Origin of the sequence: Bacillus cereus group sp. N14 (assembly GCF_016483555.1) — a bacterium.
GTDB lineage: Bacteria > Bacillota > Bacilli > Bacillales > Bacillaceae_G > Bacillus_A > Bacillus_A wiedmannii.
In genome coordinates, this window is record NZ_JAEHBQ010000008.1 from 76,527 (window position 1) to 95,646 (window position 19,120).

Consider the following 19,120-nt stretch of genomic DNA (forward strand, 5'->3'; position numbering starts at 1 on the left):
TAAATGTAAAAAAGCGAAACATTTCCTGAAAATAAATGAACATGTTATCATATAGAGTGAAAAAGTGTGAAAAGAGGAGGTAGGGGATACGATGGTACATATGCATATTACAGCATGGGCGTTAGGTTTAATTTTATTCTTCGTTGCGTATTCACTTTATTCAGCAGGAAGAAAAGGTAAAGGTGTACATATGGGGCTTCGTCTTATGTACATTATCATTATTGTGACAGGTTTCATGTTGTACATGGGTATTATGAAGACTGCAACAAGTAACATGCACATGTGGTATGGTTTAAAAATGGTAGCTGGTATTTTAGTTATCGGTGGAATGGAAATGGTTCTTGTAAAAATGAGCAAGAACAAAGCAACAGGGGCAGTTTGGGGACTATTTATTGTTGCATTAGTAGCAGTATTTTACCTTGGACTGAAATTACCGATTGGCTGGCAAGTATTCTAATAAAAAATAAAACCACCTAATAATCTCAAAGACTTGGGAGATAAGGTGGTTTTTTTTACTTTATGTTGCATCGATATGCAACTCTTCTCCGTTTACTTTCGTAAAACGAAACATGTTTTTATTTGACGTAGCGTGACGAACAAAATGGTGCTGCAATGTACAAATCATCTCTTCGTTATCAAATAAAAGAATATTTACTCCTTCGCATGCTTCCTCTTTCGGTAGGAAAGATAAATAATTATGACAATACATGCAATCATATAAAGAGTAATGAAGGGATTGCAATGATTCGGTTAATAATGTAAAGACAGAGTCAGGTAATTCCTCAAGCCATTCCGTATAGCTAAGAAGTAATTTTTTTCGAATTCGTATCATTTCTCCGTTTTGCAAATGGTGCTGTTCGTTGGCGATTTGTAGTACATCTTGTTCATAGAAACGAGCTGGTAGCCAGTTGTTGTTATATAAAATCTCAAAGCCATCTTCGACAATATCTTCTAATAAAAAAGCTTCATCATTTTCATCATCAAAGAATACCCATTCATTGTTTATATATTCTACATTACCGACTGTATGAGCGCGTGGCTGGTTATATAAAATATGGTTACGTTGTATCATATATGATTTCTCCTTTATAAAAAGTAGTTATTTCTGTTATAGACAGTTCGGGCATTCTTTATAACTAGACACACCTAGACATAGGTGGGCATACAATAACACACGTTTTACTGAGTGAAAATGCTATTCCGTATGTGGATAGTACGTTATCGTCAAGTTTTTCATTTTTTTGATCCGCACCTCTAAGGTGTGGATTACTGCTCGTTTAGGAAAAGAAATAAGATGGAAGGATGATTCGTATGTGCGGGATTACAGGATGGGTGGATTATAAACGCTCATTAGAAGGAGAACGGGACGTCGTTACGAAGATGGCTGAGACGTTAGCAAAGCGTGGCCCGGATGATAATAAAGTTTGGATTAAAGGCAATGTCGCATTTGGGCATAAACGGTTAATCGTTGTTGATCCTGAGGGTGGTAAACAACCGATGACTTGTTTAAAAGATGAAACGAATTATGCAATTTGCTATAACGGTGAATTGTATAATACAGAAGATATTCGAAAGGAATTATTAAGGAGAGGATATACGTTCAAAGGTCATTCTGATACAGAGGTGCTATTAGCGTCGTATATGGAATGGAAAGAAGAATGTGTCGATCATTTAAACGGTATATATGCGTTTGCTGTATGGGATGAACAGAAGGAACAAGTATTTCTTGCACGAGATCGACTAGGTGTAAAACCGCTATTTTATAAATATGATAGTGGGCGATTACTATTTGGTTCAGAGTTAAAAGCGATATTAGCGCATCCAGATGTGAAGGCAGAAGTAACGTTAGAAGGGTTATCCGAAATATTCGGTCTTGGACCGTCTAGAACACCTGGTCATGGCATTTATGCTGGTATAAAAGAATTACGTCCAGGGCATGCGATGACATTTTCAAAGAACGGTTTATGTATATGGAGATATTGGAATGTAGAAAGCAAAAAACATGAAGACTCCTTTGAAGAAACAGTAGAGAAAACACGCTTTTTATTACAAGATGCGATTACAAGGCAGCTCGTTTCTGATGTACCACTATGTACTTTTCTATCAGGCGGTGTAGATTCGAGTGCGATTACAGCAATTGCTGCGAAAGAATACGCAAGGTCAGGAAAAGGGAAATTACACACATACTCTGTTGATTATGAAGATAATGACAAATACTTTAAAGCGAATACGTTTCAGCCGAATTCAGATGCGCCATTTATTCATTTGATGACTGAGACGTTTCAAACAAACCATCATCGCTGCGTCATTTCAAATGAACAATTAGCACAGTATTTAACAGAAGCGGTACTCGTTCGTGATTTGCCTGGTATGGCAGATATCGATTCCTCATTATTATGGTTTTGCCGCGAAATTAAACAAGATTTTGTCGTCGGTTTATCTGGGGAATGTGCAGACGAAATATTTGGTGGTTATCCGTGGTTTTATAGAGAAGATGATTTACAATCGAGTGCATTTCCGTGGATGCGCTCTACAGAAGCGCGTGAACAACTGCTAAAGAAAGAATGGAGAAATAAATTAAACTTACAACAATATGTACAGCAGCGTTATGAAGAATCTATTCAAGAAGTTCCTGTTTTAGAGGGAGAAAACCCAATTGAAGCAAAGAGACGACAACTATTTTACTTGAACATGGTATGGTTTATGACAACATTATTAGACAGAAAAGACCGTATGAGTATGGGGGCAAGCTTAGAAGTACGTGTTCCATTTGCGGATCACCGACTTGTCGAATATGCGTGGAATATTCCTTGGGAAATGAAAATGTATAAAAACCGCGAAAAAGGTCTATTGCGTAAAGCGTTAGAAGGATTACTTCCAAATGACATCTTATATAGAAAGAAGAGCCCGTATCCGAAAACACATAATCCGCATTATACAAAAGCGGTAACAGTATGGCTACAAGATTTATTAACAGATAAAGGCTCAATTTTGCACGAACTATTTGATAAAGAACAGCTGAGTGGATTAATTGAGTCAGGTGGCAGTGCATTTCAATCCCCTTGGTTCGGTCAATTAATGACTGGTCCGCAGCTTTTAGCTCATTTAGCGCAAATTCATGTTTGGTTTAAAGAGTATGGGGTAAATATTAAAGAATAGAAGAAAAGCGACTTGCATAAAAGTAAGTCGCTTTTCTATTAAATAAATTGTCAAATAAAATTAAAAATCATATTAGAAATAATACTTATTTATAATAATTATTTTGACGTACTTATTATTAGTTGTTATAATTGGAAACAAGTGTTCTTGAAAAAGATTCTCATTTATAAAATTGAGGTGTTATATAGATGACAAAGAAAAAGATAGGTTTACTCGTAATGGCGTATGGGACGCCAGAATCATTAGATGATGTAGAAGCGTACTACACACATATTCGCCACGGGCATAAACCTTCCGAAGAAGCACTCCAAGACTTAATCGGGCGCTATAAAGCGATTGGCGGAATTTCACCACTTGCAAAAATTACGAAAGAGCAAACGCATAAATTAACAGATTCTATGAATAATATATTTACAGAGTATGAATTTACTTGTTACTTAGGCTTAAAACATATTGCTCCATTTATAGAAGATGCAGTAGAAGAGATGAAGCGCGATGGAATTGAGCAAGCGATTAGTATCGTATTAGCACCGCACTATTCTACATTTAGCATTAAAGCGTATAATGATCGTGCTATTCGTCTTTCAAAAGAAATCGGTGGTCCTGTTATTGAACCGATTGAACAATGGTACGATGAACCGAAGTTTATTTCGTATTGGGCAGAGCAACTAAAAGAAACATTTACAAAGATTGAAGATAAAGAGAAAGCAGTCGTAATTTTTTCAGCACATAGTTTGCCAGAGAAAATTATTGCAGCAGGGGACCCTTATGTGGAGCAATTGCAGCATACGGCAGATTTAATTGCGAAGGCTGCCGATATTCGAAACTATACAACGGGGTGGCAAAGTGCTGGAAATACGCCTGACCCATGGATTGGTCCGGATGTGCAAGATTTAACGAGAGATTTATTTGAAAAGCATGGTTATGAATCTTTCGTATACTGTCCGGTTGGGTTTGTAGCAGAGCATTTAGAAGTTTTATATGACAATGATCACGAATGTAAAGTGGTAACTGATGAATTAAACGTGGCATATTTTAGACCGAATATGCCAAATTCACAATCTGTATTTATCGATTGCTTAGCTGAAATTGTTTCCAAAAAAATGAAGGAAATAGTTGACAAGAATTTAGTTTTGAATAATAATTAGTTTATAATAATTTTAAATAAATAATAATTATCATGAAAGAAAGAGGAGGATCCCCCTAGATGAATCCAAATAATCGCTTAACAACAAACCAAGGTGCTCCAGTTGGAGACAACCAAAATTCTCGTACAGCTGGTCGCCGTGGACCGGTATTATTAGAAGACTATCATTTAGTAGAAAAACTTGCGCACTTTGATCGTGAACGTATTCCAGAGCGTGTTGTGCATGCACGTGGTGCAGGTGCTCACGGTGTGTTCGTAACGAAAAACAGCATGAAGCAATATACGAAGGCAGCATTTTTACAAAATGAAGGAACTGAAACGCCTGTATTTGTTCGTTTCTCAACGGTTATTCATGGTCAAGGTTCTCCGGAAACAGCTCGTGATCCACGTGGGTTCGCTGTTAAATTTTATACAGAAGAAGGAAATTATGATATCGTAGGTAACCACTTACCAGTCTTCTTCATTCGTGATGCAATTAAATTCCCTGATATGGTGCATTCTTTAAAACCAGCACCTGATACAAATGTTCAAACACCAGATCGTTACTGGGATTTCATGACGTTAAGTCCGGAATCTACACATATGATGACGTGGGTATTTTCTGATTACGGTACACCAGCAAGCTATCGTGAAATGGAAGGTTTCGGTGTCCATTCATTTAAATGGATTAATGCAGAAGGTAAAATCGTCTACATTAAATATCACTGGAAACCACAGCAAAGTGTACGGAACTTAAGTGCAAAAGAGGTGCAAGAAGTACAAGGAAAAGACTTCAACCATGCAACTCGTGACTTGTTCGATGCAATCGAAAAAGGAAATTATCCGAAGTGGGATTTACACGTGCAAGTAATGCAACTAGATGAAACGGATTCTTTAGACTTTGATCCACTAGACCCAACGAAAGTATGGCCAGAAGATCGCTTCCCGTTAATTGAAGTAGGGACGATGACGTTAAATCGTAACCCGAAAAACTTCTTCGCTGAAGTAGAACAAGTGGCGTTCTCTCCAAGTGCAACTGTAAATGGTATTGAACCATCTGAAGATAAATTATTACAAGGTCGTTTATTCTCTTATCCAGATACACAGCGTTACCGTCTTGGTGCGAACTACTTACAAATTCCTGTAAACTGCCCGTACGCAGCTGTTCATAATCAACAACGTGATGGTGCGATGCAAATCAATCAAAACCCATCTACAATTAACTATGAACCTAGTCGTCATACTGAAAATCCAGTTGAAGACCCGACTTACCGCGATTCAACTATGAAAGTAGAAGGCTATGTATCTCGTGAAAAAATTGACAAACCAAATGACTTCAAACAAGCAGGTGAGCGTTACCGTTCATTCTCTAAAGAAGAGCAAGACAATTTAATTGCAAACTTAACAAATGACTTAAAAGATGTAAATGAACGCACGAAATTATTAGCTGTGTGTAACTTCTTCCGTGCAGATCAAGAGTACGGTATGCGTTTAGCACAAGCGTTAAATGTTGATATCACGCAGTACGTTGGAAACGCTCCGAAATAAATAGAAAAAGACGACCGGATTTCGGTCGTCTTTTTATGTGTAAAATAAGCTTTACACGGGGTGTTTTTCATTTTCGTCATGTCGGAATTTGTTGGTAAATCGATATTCTGTGTCGAAATGTCGATATAATGAAAGAATCGCTGATATATTTAAAAAATCGTCGATATATCCGAATAATCGTTGATATATTCATGAATATACCAACTAGGGTATACCACCGACAGTATAATAAAAAGAGATGCAATCTACTACTAATAGATTGCATCTCTTTTTTAATTCACTCGCTCAGTATACTCATAAGCCTTCTCACCGTGCATCGAAATATCAAGTCCCATATGTTCTTCGTGCTCATCTACCCGAACAGGGAGGAAGTAGTTGATCGCTTTAATAATGGCGTATGTCATTAAAATTGTGAATGCATATGTTGCTCCGATTGCGACAAGTTGTTTAAATAGTAAAGCTGCGTTTCCGTAAAATAATCCGTTAGCGCCATCAGCATTTACAGTAGTAGTTGCAAAGAGTCCTGTTGCAATACCGCCCCAAGTTCCGCCGATACCGTGGCATCCGAATGCATCAAGTGTATCGTCGTATCCGAATTTTGTTTTTAAGAAAAAGACTGCTCCGAAGCATAATACGCCGCCAATTGCTCCGATAAGAAGGGCGGAGAAAGGTGTAACGAACCCGCAAGCTGGTGTAATAGCGACTAGACCGGAAACTACACCACAGGCAGCTCCCATCGCAGTCGGTTTTGATTGGAAGAACCATTCTGAAAGCATCCAAGTTAATGCAGAGGCAGCAGCGGCTATATTTGTATTAATAAATGCAGTTAAAGCTACGTCGTTTAAAGATAATGCGCTACCGACGTTAAAACCGAACCAGCCGAACCATAGTAAGCCTGCGCCTAACATCGTAAATGGTAAATGATGAGGGGAAGAACCGTTTATATTTTTTCGTTTTCCAAGGAAAATAGCTAATACAAGACCAGCAACGCCGGATGTAATATGAACGACATTACCACCAGCGAAGTCTAACGCGCCAAGTTCTCTTAGCCACCCGCCAACGCCCCATACCCAATGAGCGACAGGATTGTAAACAATTGTTGTCCATAGAAGGATGAAAATAAGGAAAGCTGAAAATCGCATTCTTTCGGCGAATGCACCTGAAATTAAAGCGGGAGTTAAAATAGCGAACATGAGTTGGAACATCATAAATAAATTGTGAGGAATAGTGGATGAATAGTCTGGATTTGGTGCGTAGGTAACTCCGTTTAAACCGAACCAATCGAGATTGCCGATAAGCCCGTGCCAATCTGGTCCGAATGATAAAGAATAACCAATTACGATCCACTGAATCGAAACGATAGCCATTGCGCTATAACTATGCATTGTCGTACTGAGTACATTTTTACTGCGAACCATACCCCCATAAAAAAGTGCCAATCCTGGTGTCATCAACATGACCATTGCTGTCGTTACAAACATAAAAACCGTATCGCTTGTATTCATTCTCTCTCCTCCTGTAATGTTAGAAAAAATAACATGAACTTGTTATGTTTCATATCATATTCGAAATAAAATGAAAAATCAACTAAAAATTCAGAAAACTTTATAATTCATGTTAGAAAATCTGACATGAATTATTTTAGGGAGAAAGAAATCAACGTATGCGATTCATTCGGATAATTGGTATAATATTCTTACGATTAAAAAACATGGGGGATGCGTGTGGGAAAAATACAGACTAGGAAACTATTCATTTGTTTTTGTTTAGCTGTCGTTTTGTTTGTACCAATACATGCTTTTGCAGATGAAACAAGAGAGTGGCGAGACGAAGTTATATACTCCATTATGATTGATCGCTTCAATAATGGAGAACCGAAAAATGACAAACAGTTAGAAGTTGGTAATTTAGAAGGATATCAGGGCGGAGATATAAGAGGGATTATAAAAAGACTGAATTACATAAAAGAAATGGGCTTTACCGCTGTTATGCTTTCTCCGCTTTTTGAAAGTGGAAAGTACGACGGATTAGACGTGCGCGATTTTCAAAAGGTAAATGAACATTTCGGAACAGAAAATGATGTGAAAGAACTTGTACAAGAAGCGCATGCAAAAGGAATGAAAGTTGTACTTCAATTTCCGCTTGGAGAAAACGAACAACAAGTCATCGACTCGATGAAATGGTGGATCAAAGAAGTCGATTTAGATGGAAGTTATGTAATACATAGTGAAAAAAAGCCGCGTTCTTTCTGGAATGACGTGCAAAAAGATATGCAAGTGATAAAGAAAGATTTTCGTGTTATAACAAAAGAAGATAGTGAATATAACGAAAAAATAGTAGAATCGTTTTCCAAAGCGGATGTATCGGTGAAACCTTTATATGATGTGAGTAAAAAAGAAGGGGAATCCATTACATTTTTAGATAATCAAGATACAAAAAGATTTGCCCGTATTGCAAAAGAGAATATGAATTATCCACCATCTCGTTTGAAACTAGCTCTTACATATTTATTAACATCACCTGGTATTCCGAATTTTTATTACGGGACTGAAATTGCATTAGATGGAGGGGATACCCCGGATAATAGACGATTAATGGATTTCAAATCAGATGAAAAATTTGTGCAGCACATAACGAAACTCGGTGAGCTTAGACAAGCGAGACCATCTTTACGCCATGGAACGTTTGAGCTTTTATACGATAAAGATGGAATGAGTGTACTGAAACGAAAGTATAAAGATGAAGTAACATTAGTAGCGATTAATAATACGAAAGAAACACAAAAAGTTGCTTTACCTGTAAGTGCAATTGGCGAAAAACAAGAGTTACGAGGATTGTTAGAAGATGAAATTATAAGAGAAGAAAACGGAAAGTTTTATCTTATTTTAAAGCGCGAAGAATCAAATGTGTATAAAATTAGCGGAGAAACAGGTGTGAATTGGTTATTTATCTCCTTAATAGTCGGTGTGAACGTATTATTTATTGCGTTTTTAATTGCGGTTAAAAAGAGACGGAAATGAGTAACGGATGTGTTGTTCTTAATAAGTACGAAAACTCCTCTAATGAGAGGGGGCAGGCTAAGGAGAAGACTATCTCCCTAGCCTGTTTTTGTGTGAGAACCGATAAAAAAAGAGAAGAAGTTCCTTATGATGAATATGTATTAGTCTCTATAGAAGGATTAGTTTCGCTAAATCATTTTCTTCTTATGAGTGAGGTGACAGTTCGTTTTCATTGTATTCTACTATTTTTGTAAAGGGAGACTCTCGCCTCGAAATGCAGCTGAACAAAGAAGTGAAAAGACCTATAGAACAAACAATAATTGCAACTATATTGATTTTACATTACATTAAAGGATGAAAAAATATTCTGATACTCATTGAGGGCTATATTTGGGGAGGAAAAATGGGATTTTACGATTTGGGTATTACCATTAAAGAACTTAGAATGAAAAAGAATATATCACAATCCGAATTGTGTCATGGAATATGTTCGCAAAGTCAAATTAGCAAAATAGAAAAAGGTACGATTTATCCATCTAGTATATTGTTATATCAGTTATCTGAAAGACTTGGTATTGATCCAAATAATATTTTCGCACTAACGCAAAATAAAAAACTAAAATATGTAGAAAATGTAAAATATGTAATGAGAGATTGTACAAAGCAAAAACAATATAATGAACTTTACGAAATAGTGAAACAAGAGAAAAACGAAAATAATTTCCAGTTAAAAGAAGATAAACAATTTCTAATATGGCATGAAGCCATTGCTATATTTCATGTAAATAAATCAATAAAAACTGCTTTAAATCTTTTAAATAGTGCACTAAAACTAACTGTAACGAATGTTGATTTTTTATCAGAAAGAGAAATAGATATTATGCAGTCGATGGCTATATTTCATTGGGCAAATAAAGAGTATGAAAAGAGTATTACTATATTAAGAAGGTGTTTAGCTAATTTTAATAAGTTAGATTTTCCTAGAGATAAAGAGATTAAATTAAAAATCATTTTTAATTTAGCGAAAATTTTAGGTCTTGCCAATCAACATGAAGAGGCAATAAAATACAATGATATGGGTATTAAATTAGCTATTAATCTAAATACTTTATATTTATTAGGTGAATTATATTATGGAAAAGCTTGGAATTTGCTAAAGCTAGAACAATATAATGAAGAAGATGTGGCTGACAACATGAAAAAAGCATTATTTATCTTTGAACTAACAGAAAAAGAAAATCTAATAAAAATGGTTAAAGAAAAATATTTTGAAAAACAAAATAAAAAATGATTCATAATTTCTGATGAATATCTTATTAATTTCTATAAAAAAAGGCACCTTACGGTGTCTTTTTTTATAACTTATATCATCAATTATTACATTTTATAGGTTTCTTATACCAAGCTTTGTTGATGTATTTACACTTCGCAGGTGTTGAAGTTTTAGGTGTATCCTCGGGTGTAGTTATATTATTAGAACATCCTGCAATATATAGACAGAATGTAGTTAATAAAAAACATAGTATTAATTTCTTCAAATAACCACTTCTAACTCTTGTTTAATTAACATTTTTTCATAAAATAAATTCCTTACTAATTTTACATTACATGAAAGGGTGGAAAATATTCTTATACTCATAATTTGTTACATTTGAGTGGGGAGGGAGGTTTTTGCGCCGATTATTAAAAGGACCTTCTTCATTTATGCATAATAATTAAATACTCATTCTAACTATCCGATTGCTCGTAATCTTAGACTTTGTAATATTTTCTCTACCGCTAAAAAGAAAAACATCCTCTGTGTAGAGGATGTTTTTCTTTTTAGCGGTAGTTAATAAATTGTACGTCAATCGGTAAGTCAGCGCTGCGAACTGCTGCGATAACTGCTTGTAAGTCATCACGGCTTTTCGCTGTAACACGTACTTGGTCATCTTGTACTTGTGTTTTTACTTTTAATTTCATTTCTTTAATGATGTTGTTAATTTTTTTCGCGTTATCTTTATCGATACCTTGTTGAAGTGTTGCGCGTTGGCGAACAGTGTTACCAGTCGCAGCTTCAACTTTTCCGTAATCTAAGTTTTTAATTGGAACGTTACGTTTTACAAGTTTAGCAATTAGAACGTCTTTTACTTGGTCTAATTTGAACTCATCGTCAGAAGTTAAAACTAGAACTTCTTTTTCTAATTTAATATCACTTTTACTTCCTTTAAAGTCATATCGGTTTTGGATTTCCTTTAATGCGATGTTAATTGCGTTTGTTACTTCAGGTAATTCTACTTTCGAAACGATGTCAAAAGAACTCTCTTTTGCCATAGTTAGCACCTCCAAATAAATTTCTAATCTTTTTATGTACTGTACATACTAAAGTATAGCTGAAAACGAGCTTAGACTTAAGTGTTTTCATACTTATAATCATGTAACCTCATTTTATTATAGTGAATTTTGGGCAGTTGGACAAATAAAGAGAAAATCGTGTTATAATTAACTTTTGTTTGGAATGATAAAAAGATAAAAAAGTTAATTTTATATATATAGAAGGGAATTAAAAAATATGTATTTACAATTAGGAGCGATTGAACAGGTAACTGTTTTACGCGAAACGGAAATCGGATATATGGTTGGGAATGAAGAGGAAGAAATTTTCCTACATAAAAACGAATTAGTTGGAGAAATTGAAGAAGGCGATACGATTGATGTATTCTTATACCTTGATCATCAAAATCGTGTTTCAGCAACAATGAAGGAGCCACTTATTACAACTTTTGATTGGAACTGGGTAAAAGTTGTAGAAGTTATCCCTAGTTTAGGTGTGTTTGTTAATATTGGTGTATCAAAAGATATACTAATCCCAGCTGATGAGTTCCCGATTTATATGCCAGTATGGCCAGAAGTCGGCGACGAATTATATTGTACGTTAAAATTAACGAATCGTGATCGCCTTATTGCTCTTCCGGCAAGAGACAGTGATATGCAAGAAATTATCGTAGATGCGACGCCATCTATGCGTAATAAAAACGTAAATGGACGTGTATATCGTTCACTTCAAGTTGGTTCATTCATACTAACTGATGAGCATTTCCGTGCTTTCTTACACCATACTGAAAGAAAAGAACAAGTCCGTATCGGTGAACGTGTAACGGGCCGTATTATTGACGTAAAAGATGACGGTACAATTAATATTTCACTTCTTCCTCGTAAAGAAGAAGGAATGGAAGACGATGCTGCTGTAGTTTATGCATATATGGAAGAACGAGGCGGAGCAATGCCGTTTTGGGATAAGAGCAATCCAGAAGACATTAAAGAACGATTCAACATGAGTAAAGCTGCCTTTAAGCGTGCGCTTGGTAAGTTGATGAAAGAAGAAAAGGTTTATCAAGAAGAAGGCTGGACGTATTTTAAGAAGTAAATTAAATAAAAAGAACCGCCTTATTTTGCTGTAAAAATAAGGCGGTTCTTTTTTAATTCCCTTGCTCATGCGCAAGAGTAAACGTATCTTCCAAGTCACTATCATTTATTTTAATATTTGCTTTTTTTAATTCCTTTTGTATTAACTTGTGACTGAATGTAGGATCGGCAATACGTTCTGCTTCTAAGTTTTTACGAATAGAGTCTTTCACTTCATCATAAGGCTTTAAATCTTTTTTATCAGTTAATTTAATAATGTGATAGCCGTTTGGTGATTTAACGGGATTGCTAATTTGTCCGACTTTTAGTTTGTAGGCAGCTGTTTCAAATTCAGGCGCCATTCTGCCTGAATTGAAGTATCCAAGGTCTCCACCTTTATCTTTTGATAGTAGATCTTGTGATTCTTGTTTTGCTAATTCTTCAAATGAAGCGCCAGCATCTAATTTTTTCTTTATTTCTTTCGCTTCATTTTCGTCACTTACTAAAATATGACTCGCTTTAATTTCTGGTTTATAGTGGTCTTTCACGTCTTTTTCTGTAACACTTTTCTTAATTGCTTCATTCATAGCAAGTTTGAACTTAATTTGATTTTTGAAATCAGCTTCATCTTTTAAACGATTGTTTTCTAGTACAGCTGTGAATTGATCGCCGTATTGCTTTTTCGCTTTTTGTACTTCTTTATCTACATCATCGTCAGATACTTTATATTTTTTCGTGATAACGTCTTGTGCCATCATTTCGTATAGCATGTCTTTTCCGTAACGATCTTTCAACTGTTTTTCGAAGTCGCTCTTCTTAATGGTTGAGTCTGTTGCTGTAGCGACTGTAGCTGAGCTGTTTTTTTGTCCACAAGCAGCTAGCATTAATATACTTATTAGTGCAGTAATAATGAAAATGTGTTTCCCTCTCATGCCAACACCTCATCCGAATATGTTATCGCTATTGTAGAATATAGAAGTGAACATGAAGTGAATTTTTAATGTTTTTTCCCTGTAAAATGTAAAAAAAGTACATCAACAATATTGTTGATGTACGATGGAATCAAAGGTGATCGGTCTTTTTAGAATAGGAACGCTTACCTTGCTGAATATTTTTTTGTTCTTGCTCATTTTTTTGTGTACGCTTTGCATTATTATCGCGTGCTTTTTTGTCGTTATCACTCGTATGTGGCATATGTATCAACTCCATTTCTAAACGTTGTACGTTTATCATTTCCTTTTTCGTAAAGACTATGTATAGCAGTGCATTCATGAATAATAAAGGTGGATTCGAAATGGATTTGAAGTTGAATTATACCGAACTTATAAAGAAGTTAATCGTTGTAATCGTCGCAGGTTTGTTAAACGCGATTGGAATGAATTTATTTTTAACGCCAGCGAAAGTGTACGCGAGTGGCTTTGCTGGATTGTCCCAATTGTTATCGCAAATATTAGGTGACTTTTTATCTATTCACATATCAACGGGGGTATTGTTTAGTTTGTTTAATATTCCCGTCGTTATTTTAGCATGGAAAAAGGTTGGAAAGGCCTTTACTTTCTTTAGTTTTCTTTGCGTCATATTTATGACTTTGTTTCTAGAAATTATCCCGGTTAGAGCAGTTTCGAACGATATTATATTAAATGCGATTTTTGGTGGGATTATTTCGGCGATTGGGGTAGGGATTGCGTTGAAGTGGGGGGCTTCTACAGGTGGTTTAGATATAATCGCCATGATTTTATCAAAGATTAAAGATAAGCCTGTCGGTACGTATTTTTTCTTCTTTAATGCACTGATCATTATTGCGGCTGGCTATGTGTATGGATGGGAGAAAGCATTATATACTTTGGTGACTTTGTATGTGTCAACGCGAATTATCGATGCGATTCATACGCGTCATGTGAAAATTACAGCACTAATCGTTACGAAGAATGGGGCAGATGTACGAAAGGCGATTCATTCTCGCTTAGTGAGGGGGATTACAACTATACCAGCAACAGGCGCTTATACAAATGAAAATAAGGAAATGTTAATGATTGTTATTACGCGTTATGAGTTATATGAATTAGAAAGGGTTATTAGGCAAGTGGACCCAGGTGCATTTACAAACGTATTACAGACGGTTGGGGTGTTTGGCTTGTTTCGAAAAGATTAAAGAGGACCAAAGCTGGTCCTCTTTTTTAATGTAAATTCGTAATGTTTTGTAACTGCTCTTGCATTTCGCGTAGCTGAACTTTTTCAGCTGTTGAAGAGTTTGCATAAGCAGAGTGCAAAGCGTTTTTTGCCCTATATACGAGATCTTGTTGCTCAGTACCGCTTGAACAAGATACGGCATTTGCAACGGCATCTCTAGCTTGTTGGAATAGTAAGTTCCCCATTTAAACCCCTCCAAAAGAAGAGTTACTTCTCGCTTTTTCTGCCTCAGCTAATGTACCTCTGTACGGGAATCTTGCATCATGCTTCATAACAGCATCGGCTCCTTGTTGGATAAAACGTTTTGATTTGTTCTTTTTACCCATTCGAAAAACCCCCTTTATTTAGCTGAAAACAATCGACGCGATAATCCGGCGTCTAATAATAGTATGAGCGTTTGGCGAGAAACTATAAGCAGGGAATTTTTAGATTATAATCCAAGAACCTCTTCTAAATATAGCGCAATACCATCTTCTTCATTCGTTAATGTCGTATGATTTGCGAGTGATTTTAATTCAGGAATTGCATTACCCATTGCGATGCCATGACCAGCAAATTCAATCATTTCAAAGTCGTTATCTTCATCACCGAAAGCGATAATTCGCTCTTGTGGAATGTTGTAATGACTAGAAATTTTTTGTAATCCGACAGCTTTATTTAACCCGTTTTTTACGATTTCAATAATCGGCCAAGGTGCGCCCCATTTTCTATGGTCGATTACTTCAGCATGCATATCAGTTAAATGTTGACGAATTGCACTGGAATGCTCGTCATGTGCGTCAATTAATAAGCAGGTTGGATGATCGTTTAAAATATTTAATAAGTCTCCTGTAAAAATATTTGGAGAACCGAATTCGAAAATATGTTTTTTATCTTCATCAATTTCACGAACATACACATCGTCCATTACTTCAGCGTATATATTTTTCACACCAAAATCAAAGCAAGCTCGGACAATTTCTTGGGCTGTTGCTAGCTCAAGAGGAGAGTGATGTGTTCCCCACTTTGAATCAAGAGGATGATGTACGTAAGCGCCATTAAAGTTTACGATTGGTGTGTTAAGACCAAGTTCTTTATAGTAATCAAAACTAGCACGGAATGGACGTCCTGTTGAAATAACGACAATATGTCCTTGTTCCTTTGCTTTTGCAATTGTATGTTTTGTTCGAGTGGAAATTATTTTGTTGTCTGTTAATAAAGTGCCGTCTAAGTCTAATGCGATTAAATGCTGTTTATTCATAATTTCACCTCTTATAATAATTTTTTTGTTTCTATCTATATTTCCGTTTTTAATATGCAGAAATAAGAGGTTAAACTGGGTGAGAACACCAAAGATGGAAAGTTCACTATATATCCATCTTACGTCGCAAAGTGCTGTGGTGTCTACTATTTCTCGCTGGAAATTAAGAAAAGTCAACATCTTTTTAGAAAGTTCAAACAATGTTTCTTTCGTTATGTACAAATTGTGAAAAGGGTTACATTGCTCGTGTGATGAGGCTTATAATGAACATGTAATCTTCTCGTATATGTTTGACTCTCCTTTGAAGCTGGCCTATAGTAGGTTGGTTTCTTTTTTTTCTACAAATAGGAAAGAAATCCCTTCCTAAGCTTGTATCATTCATGTATATGTACAAGAACGAAATGTAGTACTTGTTTCCTAAACATGACAGAAAAGCTTTCTTTTAAAATGGATATACTAATGAGGCAAAGACGTCATGGAAGGAGAATGGAAATGGGACAAAATCGCAGGTTTCGTTCTGGACAAAAAGCGCCAAACGATGGCATTTACGTAGAAATTGGTGAAACAGGAAGTATGGTAAAAGATCCGCAAATGGTGAAATTAACTGCGGGTGAAAAGTTTCCAGATAACGCGAATCATAACCGTCAGTGGACATATAAAAGAAAACCGTAACAGGAGCCGCAATCATTATTGCGGCTTTTTTGTCGTTATGCATTGCGTATATTTTTCAGTTGTATAATGAATGTTCCCTTTTTCTTTTTCCAATAATAAGTTTGAAAATACATAAGCAAAATTATTGTATAAAAAAGTCAGTTGGCGTATAATCAAATCAAAGGTCAAAGAAAGTCAAACATTTGGAGGACTGTAAAGATGGACTTAAATCAAATGACAACAAAAACACAAGAGGCGATTATGAGTGCCCAATCTTTAGCGGTATCTCATCATCATCAAGAAGTAGATACTGTTCATCTCTTGTTTACATTATTAGAAGAGCAAGATGGGTTAGCAGTGCGTATTTTTCAAAAAATGAATGTCGATATAGAAGCGTTAAAGCAAGGCGTCGAAAGTTTAATTAAGAAAAAACCTTCTGTAACGGGAAGCGGTGCAGAAGTAGGAAAATTATATATAACAGGTGCTCTGCAACAACTACTTGTAAGAGCAGGAAAAGAAGCAGAGAAATTGCAAGATGACTACATTTCAGTTGAACATGTATTGCTTGCTTTTTCAGAAGAAAAAGGCGATATAAATCAATTACTTACAAGATTTCACATTACAAAAGATAACTTATTACAGTCTTTAATGACAGTTCGGGGGAATCAAAGAGTGACTAGTCAAAATCCAGAAGCAACTTATGAAGCGTTAGAAAAATATGGTCGTGATTTAGTGGCGGAAGTGAGAGCAGGGAAAATTGATCCTGTTATCGGTCGCGATAGTGAAATTCGACGTGTAATCCGCATTCTTTCACGTAAAACGAAAAACAACCCGGTTTTAATTGGTGAACCCGGTGTTGGTAAAACAGCAATCGTTGAAGGGTTAGCACAGCGTATTGTGAAGAAGGATGTACCAGAAGGATTAAAAGATAGAACAATCTTCGCATTAGATATGAGTGCGCTTGTAGCTGGAGCGAAATTCCGTGGTGAGTTTGAAGAGCGTCTGCAAGCTGTATTAAATGAAATTAAAAAGAGTGAAGGTCGCATTTTATTATTCATTGATGAACTTCACACAATCGTCGGCGCTGGTAAAACAGAAGGTGCGATGGACGCAGGAAATATGTTAAAACCGATGCTTGCGCGTGGTGAACTGCATTGTATCGGGGCGACAACGTTAGATGAGTATCGTAAATATATTGAGAAAGATCCAGCGCTAGAAAGACGTTTCCAACAAGTATTAGCAGAAGAACCAACTGTTGAAGATACAATTTCCATTTTACGTGGTTTAAAAGAGCGCTTTGAAATTTATCATGGTGTAAATATTCATGACCGCGCGATTGTAGCAGCATCCGTTTTATCAGATCGATATATTTCGGATCGTTTCTTACCAGATAAAGCGATTGATCTTGTTGACGAAGCGTGCGCAACGATTCGAACAGAGATTGATTCTATGCCGACAGAATTAGATGAAGTAACGCGCCGCATTATGCAGCTGGAAATTGAAGAAGCGGCTCTTGGAAAAGAGAAGGACTTTGGTAGCCAAGAACGCCTGAAAACGTTGCAACGTGAATTATCGGATTTAAAAGAAGTTGCAAGTGGTATGAGAGCGAAATGGGAGAAAGAAAAAGAAGACATTCATAAAGTGCGTGACTTACGTGAACATTTAGAGCGCTTGCGCCGTGAGTTAGAAGAAGCAGAAGGAAATTACGATTTAAATAAAGCAGCTGAACTTCGTCACGGGAAAATTCCAGCTATCGAAAAAGAGTTAAAAGAAGCAGAAGAAATGGGCGCACATAATAAACAGGAAAATCGTTTATTACGTGAGGAAGTAAGTGAAGAAGAGATTGCTGATATTGTTTCACGCTGGACTGGTATTCCTGTCGCAAAACTCGTTGAAGGTGAACGCGAGAAATTACTACGCTTAGAGCAAATTTTATCAGAGCGTGTCATCGGACAAGAGGAAGCGGTAAGCTTAGTATCAGACGCAGTTCTTCGTGCACGCGCTGGTATTAAAGACCCGAACCGTCCAATTGGTTCCTTCATCTTTTTAGGACCGACAGGTGTTGGTAAAACAGAACTTGCAAAAACGTTAGCGCAGTCTTTATTCGATAGTGAAGAGCAAATGATTCGTATCGACATGTCTGAGTATATGGAGAAACACGCTGTGTCACGCTTAATTGGTGCGCCTCCTGGATATGTTGGGTATGAAGAGGGCGGTCAATTAACAGAAGCGGTAAGACGTAAACCGTATTCAGTTATTTTGTTAGACGAAATCGAAAAAGCACATCCAGAAGTATTCAACATTTTATTACAAATGTTAGATGATGGACGCATTACAGATTCTCAAGGACGTACAGTAGACTTTAAAAACACGGTTATTATTATGACTTCAAATATTGGATCTGCTCATTTGTTAGATGGATTAGAAGCAGATGGCTCAATTAAAGAGGAATCAAGAGAACTTGTAATGGGGCAATTAAGAGGACATTTCCGACCAGAGTTTTTAAACCGTGTCGATGAAATTATTTTATTCAAACCTCTTACAACGAATGAAATTAAAGGTATTGTTGATAAAATTGTAAAAGAATTACAAGGGCGTTTAGCTGACCGTCATATTACAGTAGAATTAACAGACGCAGCGAGAGAATTTGTTGTAGAAGCTGGCTTTGATCCGATGTACGGAGCTCGTCCATTAAAACGATATGTACAGCGTCAAGTTGAGACGAAATTAGCACGAGAATTAATTGCAGGAACGATTACTGATAACAGTCACGTAGTTGTTGATGTAGAAAATAACGAATTAGTCGTTCATGTAAAGTAAAAT

General features: G+C 36.2%; 18 protein-coding genes. 10 read left to right on the plus strand and 8 right to left on the minus strand.

Annotation, left to right across the window (positions count from 1 at the left end):
• Positions 1-91: 91 nt before the first annotated feature.
• On the plus strand, positions 92-457 hold the full coding sequence (locus JDS82_RS13760; RefSeq protein ID WP_000233492.1) for a YisL family protein: 366 nt from the start codon (positions 92-94) through the stop codon (positions 455-457).
• A 60-nt stretch (positions 458-517) separates the two neighbouring features.
• On the opposite strand, the gene JDS82_RS13765 is transcribed toward JDS82_RS13760, so the two are convergent.
• Positions 518-1,072 carry a DUF2777 domain-containing protein gene (locus JDS82_RS13765; protein ID WP_000616070.1) on the minus strand — a complete coding sequence of 185 codons (555 nt, stop codon included), beginning with the start codon at positions 1,070-1,072 and terminating at the stop codon, positions 518-520.
• 239 nt (positions 1,073-1,311) lie between these two features.
• Here JDS82_RS13765 and asnB point away from each other — a divergent pair, with 239 nt between their 5' ends.
• From asnB to katB, 3 genes are all read left to right on the plus strand, one after another.
• Positions 1,312-3,159 (plus strand): asparagine synthase (glutamine-hydrolyzing), encoded by a 1,848-nt coding sequence (gene asnB / locus JDS82_RS13770; protein ID WP_199713461.1) that lies wholly within the window; start codon positions 1,312-1,314, stop codon positions 3,157-3,159.
• 188 nt (positions 3,160-3,347) lie between these two features.
• Positions 3,348-4,307, plus strand: a complete 960-nt coding sequence (hemH, locus tag JDS82_RS13775) for a ferrochelatase (protein WP_199713462.1) — start codon at positions 3,348-3,350, stop codon at positions 4,305-4,307.
• A gap of 59 nt (positions 4,308-4,366) precedes the next feature.
• Entirely contained in the window at positions 4,367-5,833 is a 1,467-nt protein-coding gene (gene katB, locus JDS82_RS13780) for a catalase KatB (protein WP_061672202.1), read from the plus strand.
• Positions 5,834-6,105: 272 nt separating this feature from the next.
• Here katB and JDS82_RS13785 read toward each other — a convergent pair whose 3' ends face one another.
• Entirely contained in the window at positions 6,106-7,338 is a 1,233-nt protein-coding gene (locus JDS82_RS13785) for an ammonium transporter (protein ID WP_199713463.1), read from the minus strand.
• A gap of 213 nt (positions 7,339-7,551) precedes the next feature.
• Here JDS82_RS13785 and JDS82_RS13790 point away from each other — a divergent pair, with 213 nt between their 5' ends.
• On the plus strand, positions 7,552-8,853 hold the full coding sequence (locus JDS82_RS13790) for an alpha-amylase family glycosyl hydrolase (protein WP_199713464.1): 1,302 nt from the start codon (positions 7,552-7,554) through the stop codon (positions 8,851-8,853).
• A 382-nt stretch (positions 8,854-9,235) separates the two neighbouring features.
• Positions 9,236-10,123 (plus strand): helix-turn-helix domain-containing protein, encoded by an 888-nt coding sequence (locus tag JDS82_RS13795; protein WP_199713465.1) that lies wholly within the window; start codon positions 9,236-9,238, stop codon positions 10,121-10,123.
• 530 nt (positions 10,124-10,653) lie between these two features.
• Here JDS82_RS13795 and JDS82_RS13800 read toward each other — a convergent pair.
• Positions 10,654-11,145: a YajQ family cyclic di-GMP-binding protein gene (locus JDS82_RS13800; RefSeq protein WP_061678717.1), complete on the minus strand. Its 492-nt coding sequence runs from the start codon at positions 11,143-11,145 to the stop codon at positions 10,654-10,656.
• 238 nt (positions 11,146-11,383) lie between these two features.
• Here JDS82_RS13800 and JDS82_RS13805 point away from each other — a divergent pair, with 238 nt between their 5' ends.
• Positions 11,384-12,238 carry a CvfB family protein gene (locus JDS82_RS13805; RefSeq protein ID WP_087979775.1) on the plus strand — a complete coding sequence of 285 codons (855 nt, stop codon included), beginning with the start codon at positions 11,384-11,386 and terminating at the stop codon, positions 12,236-12,238.
• A gap of 52 nt (positions 12,239-12,290) precedes the next feature.
• Here JDS82_RS13805 and prsA read toward each other — a convergent pair whose 3' ends face one another.
• Together prsA and JDS82_RS13815 are read right to left on the minus strand one after the other, a co-directional pair.
• Entirely contained in the window at positions 12,291-13,148 is an 858-nt protein-coding gene (gene prsA, locus JDS82_RS13810) for a peptidylprolyl isomerase PrsA (RefSeq protein WP_001214189.1), read from the minus strand.
• A 130-nt stretch (positions 13,149-13,278) separates the two neighbouring features.
• Positions 13,279-13,410 (minus strand): DUF3941 domain-containing protein, encoded by a 132-nt coding sequence (locus JDS82_RS13815; RefSeq protein ID WP_001120852.1) that lies wholly within the window; start codon positions 13,408-13,410, stop codon positions 13,279-13,281.
• Between the two features lie 100 nt (positions 13,411-13,510).
• Between JDS82_RS13815 and JDS82_RS13820 the strand changes: the two genes are divergently transcribed.
• Positions 13,511-14,368, plus strand: coding sequence for a YitT family protein (locus tag JDS82_RS13820; RefSeq protein ID WP_000364451.1), 858 nt, complete (start codon positions 13,511-13,513; stop codon positions 14,366-14,368).
• 25 nt (positions 14,369-14,393) lie between these two features.
• Here the strand turns inward: JDS82_RS13820 and JDS82_RS13825 are convergent, their stop codons facing one another.
• The 3 genes from JDS82_RS13825 to JDS82_RS13835 all read right to left on the minus strand — a co-directional run bounded on the left by JDS82_RS13825 (position 14,394) and on the right by JDS82_RS13835 (position 15,646).
• Complete coding sequence (locus JDS82_RS13825) at positions 14,394-14,591, minus strand: DUF3813 domain-containing protein (RefSeq protein WP_000527398.1); 198 nt, start codon at positions 14,589-14,591, stop codon at positions 14,394-14,396.
• Positions 14,592-14,732, minus strand: coding sequence for a hypothetical protein (locus tag JDS82_RS13830; protein WP_000516816.1), 141 nt, complete (start codon positions 14,730-14,732; stop codon positions 14,592-14,594).
• 104 nt (positions 14,733-14,836) lie between these two features.
• Positions 14,837-15,646, minus strand: a complete 810-nt coding sequence (locus tag JDS82_RS13835; protein ID WP_001041224.1) for a Cof-type HAD-IIB family hydrolase — start codon at positions 15,644-15,646, stop codon at positions 14,837-14,839.
• 492 nt (positions 15,647-16,138) lie between these two features.
• Between JDS82_RS13835 and JDS82_RS13840 the strand changes: the two genes are divergently transcribed.
• Together JDS82_RS13840 and clpB are read left to right on the plus strand one after the other, a co-directional pair.
• The gene (locus JDS82_RS13840) at positions 16,139-16,318 is read left to right on the plus strand and encodes a YjzC family protein (protein ID WP_000531420.1); all 180 of its coding nucleotides are present in this window, start codon (positions 16,139-16,141) and stop codon (positions 16,316-16,318) included.
• A 198-nt stretch (positions 16,319-16,516) separates the two neighbouring features.
• Complete coding sequence (gene clpB, locus JDS82_RS13845) at positions 16,517-19,117, plus strand: ATP-dependent chaperone ClpB (RefSeq protein WP_060489321.1); 2,601 nt, start codon at positions 16,517-16,519, stop codon at positions 19,115-19,117.
• Positions 19,118-19,120: the final 3 nt, after the last annotated feature.

Bases quoted from the DNA above. Each gene is read 5' to 3' on its own strand.
- JDS82_RS13760 (WP_000233492.1), top strand. From the start codon at position 92: ATGGTACATATGCATATTACAGCATGGGCGTTAGGTTTAATTTTATTC.
- JDS82_RS13765 (WP_000616070.1), bottom strand. From the start codon at position 1,072: ATGATACAACGTAACCATATTTTATATAACCAGCCACGCGCTCATACA.
- asnB (WP_199713461.1), top strand. From the start codon at position 1,312: ATGTGCGGGATTACAGGATGGGTGGATTATAAACGCTCATTAGAAGGA.
- hemH (WP_199713462.1), top strand. From the start codon at position 3,348: ATGACAAAGAAAAAGATAGGTTTACTCGTAATGGCGTATGGGACGCCA.
- katB (WP_061672202.1), top strand. From the start codon at position 4,367: ATGAATCCAAATAATCGCTTAACAACAAACCAAGGTGCTCCAGTTGGA.
- JDS82_RS13785 (WP_199713463.1), bottom strand. From the start codon at position 7,338: ATGAATACAAGCGATACGGTTTTTATGTTTGTAACGACAGCAATGGTC.
- JDS82_RS13790 (WP_199713464.1), top strand. From the start codon at position 7,552: ATGCGTGTGGGAAAAATACAGACTAGGAAACTATTCATTTGTTTTTGT.
- JDS82_RS13795 (WP_199713465.1), top strand. From the start codon at position 9,236: ATGGGATTTTACGATTTGGGTATTACCATTAAAGAACTTAGAATGAAA.
- JDS82_RS13800 (WP_061678717.1), bottom strand. From the start codon at position 11,145: ATGGCAAAAGAGAGTTCTTTTGACATCGTTTCGAAAGTAGAATTACCT.
- JDS82_RS13805 (WP_087979775.1), top strand. From the start codon at position 11,384: ATGTATTTACAATTAGGAGCGATTGAACAGGTAACTGTTTTACGCGAA.
- prsA (WP_001214189.1), bottom strand. From the start codon at position 13,148: ATGAGAGGGAAACACATTTTCATTATTACTGCACTAATAAGTATATTA.
- JDS82_RS13815 (WP_001120852.1), bottom strand. From the start codon at position 13,410: ATGCCACATACGAGTGATAACGACAAAAAAGCACGCGATAATAATGCA.
- JDS82_RS13820 (WP_000364451.1), top strand. From the start codon at position 13,511: ATGGATTTGAAGTTGAATTATACCGAACTTATAAAGAAGTTAATCGTT.
- JDS82_RS13825 (WP_000527398.1), bottom strand. From the start codon at position 14,591: ATGGGGAACTTACTATTCCAACAAGCTAGAGATGCCGTTGCAAATGCC.
- JDS82_RS13830 (WP_000516816.1), bottom strand. From the start codon at position 14,732: ATGGGTAAAAAGAACAAATCAAAACGTTTTATCCAACAAGGAGCCGAT.
- JDS82_RS13835 (WP_001041224.1), bottom strand. From the start codon at position 15,646: ATGAATAAACAGCATTTAATCGCATTAGACTTAGACGGCACTTTATTA.
- JDS82_RS13840 (WP_000531420.1), top strand. From the start codon at position 16,139: ATGGGACAAAATCGCAGGTTTCGTTCTGGACAAAAAGCGCCAAACGAT.
- clpB (WP_060489321.1), top strand. From the start codon at position 16,517: ATGGACTTAAATCAAATGACAACAAAAACACAAGAGGCGATTATGAGT.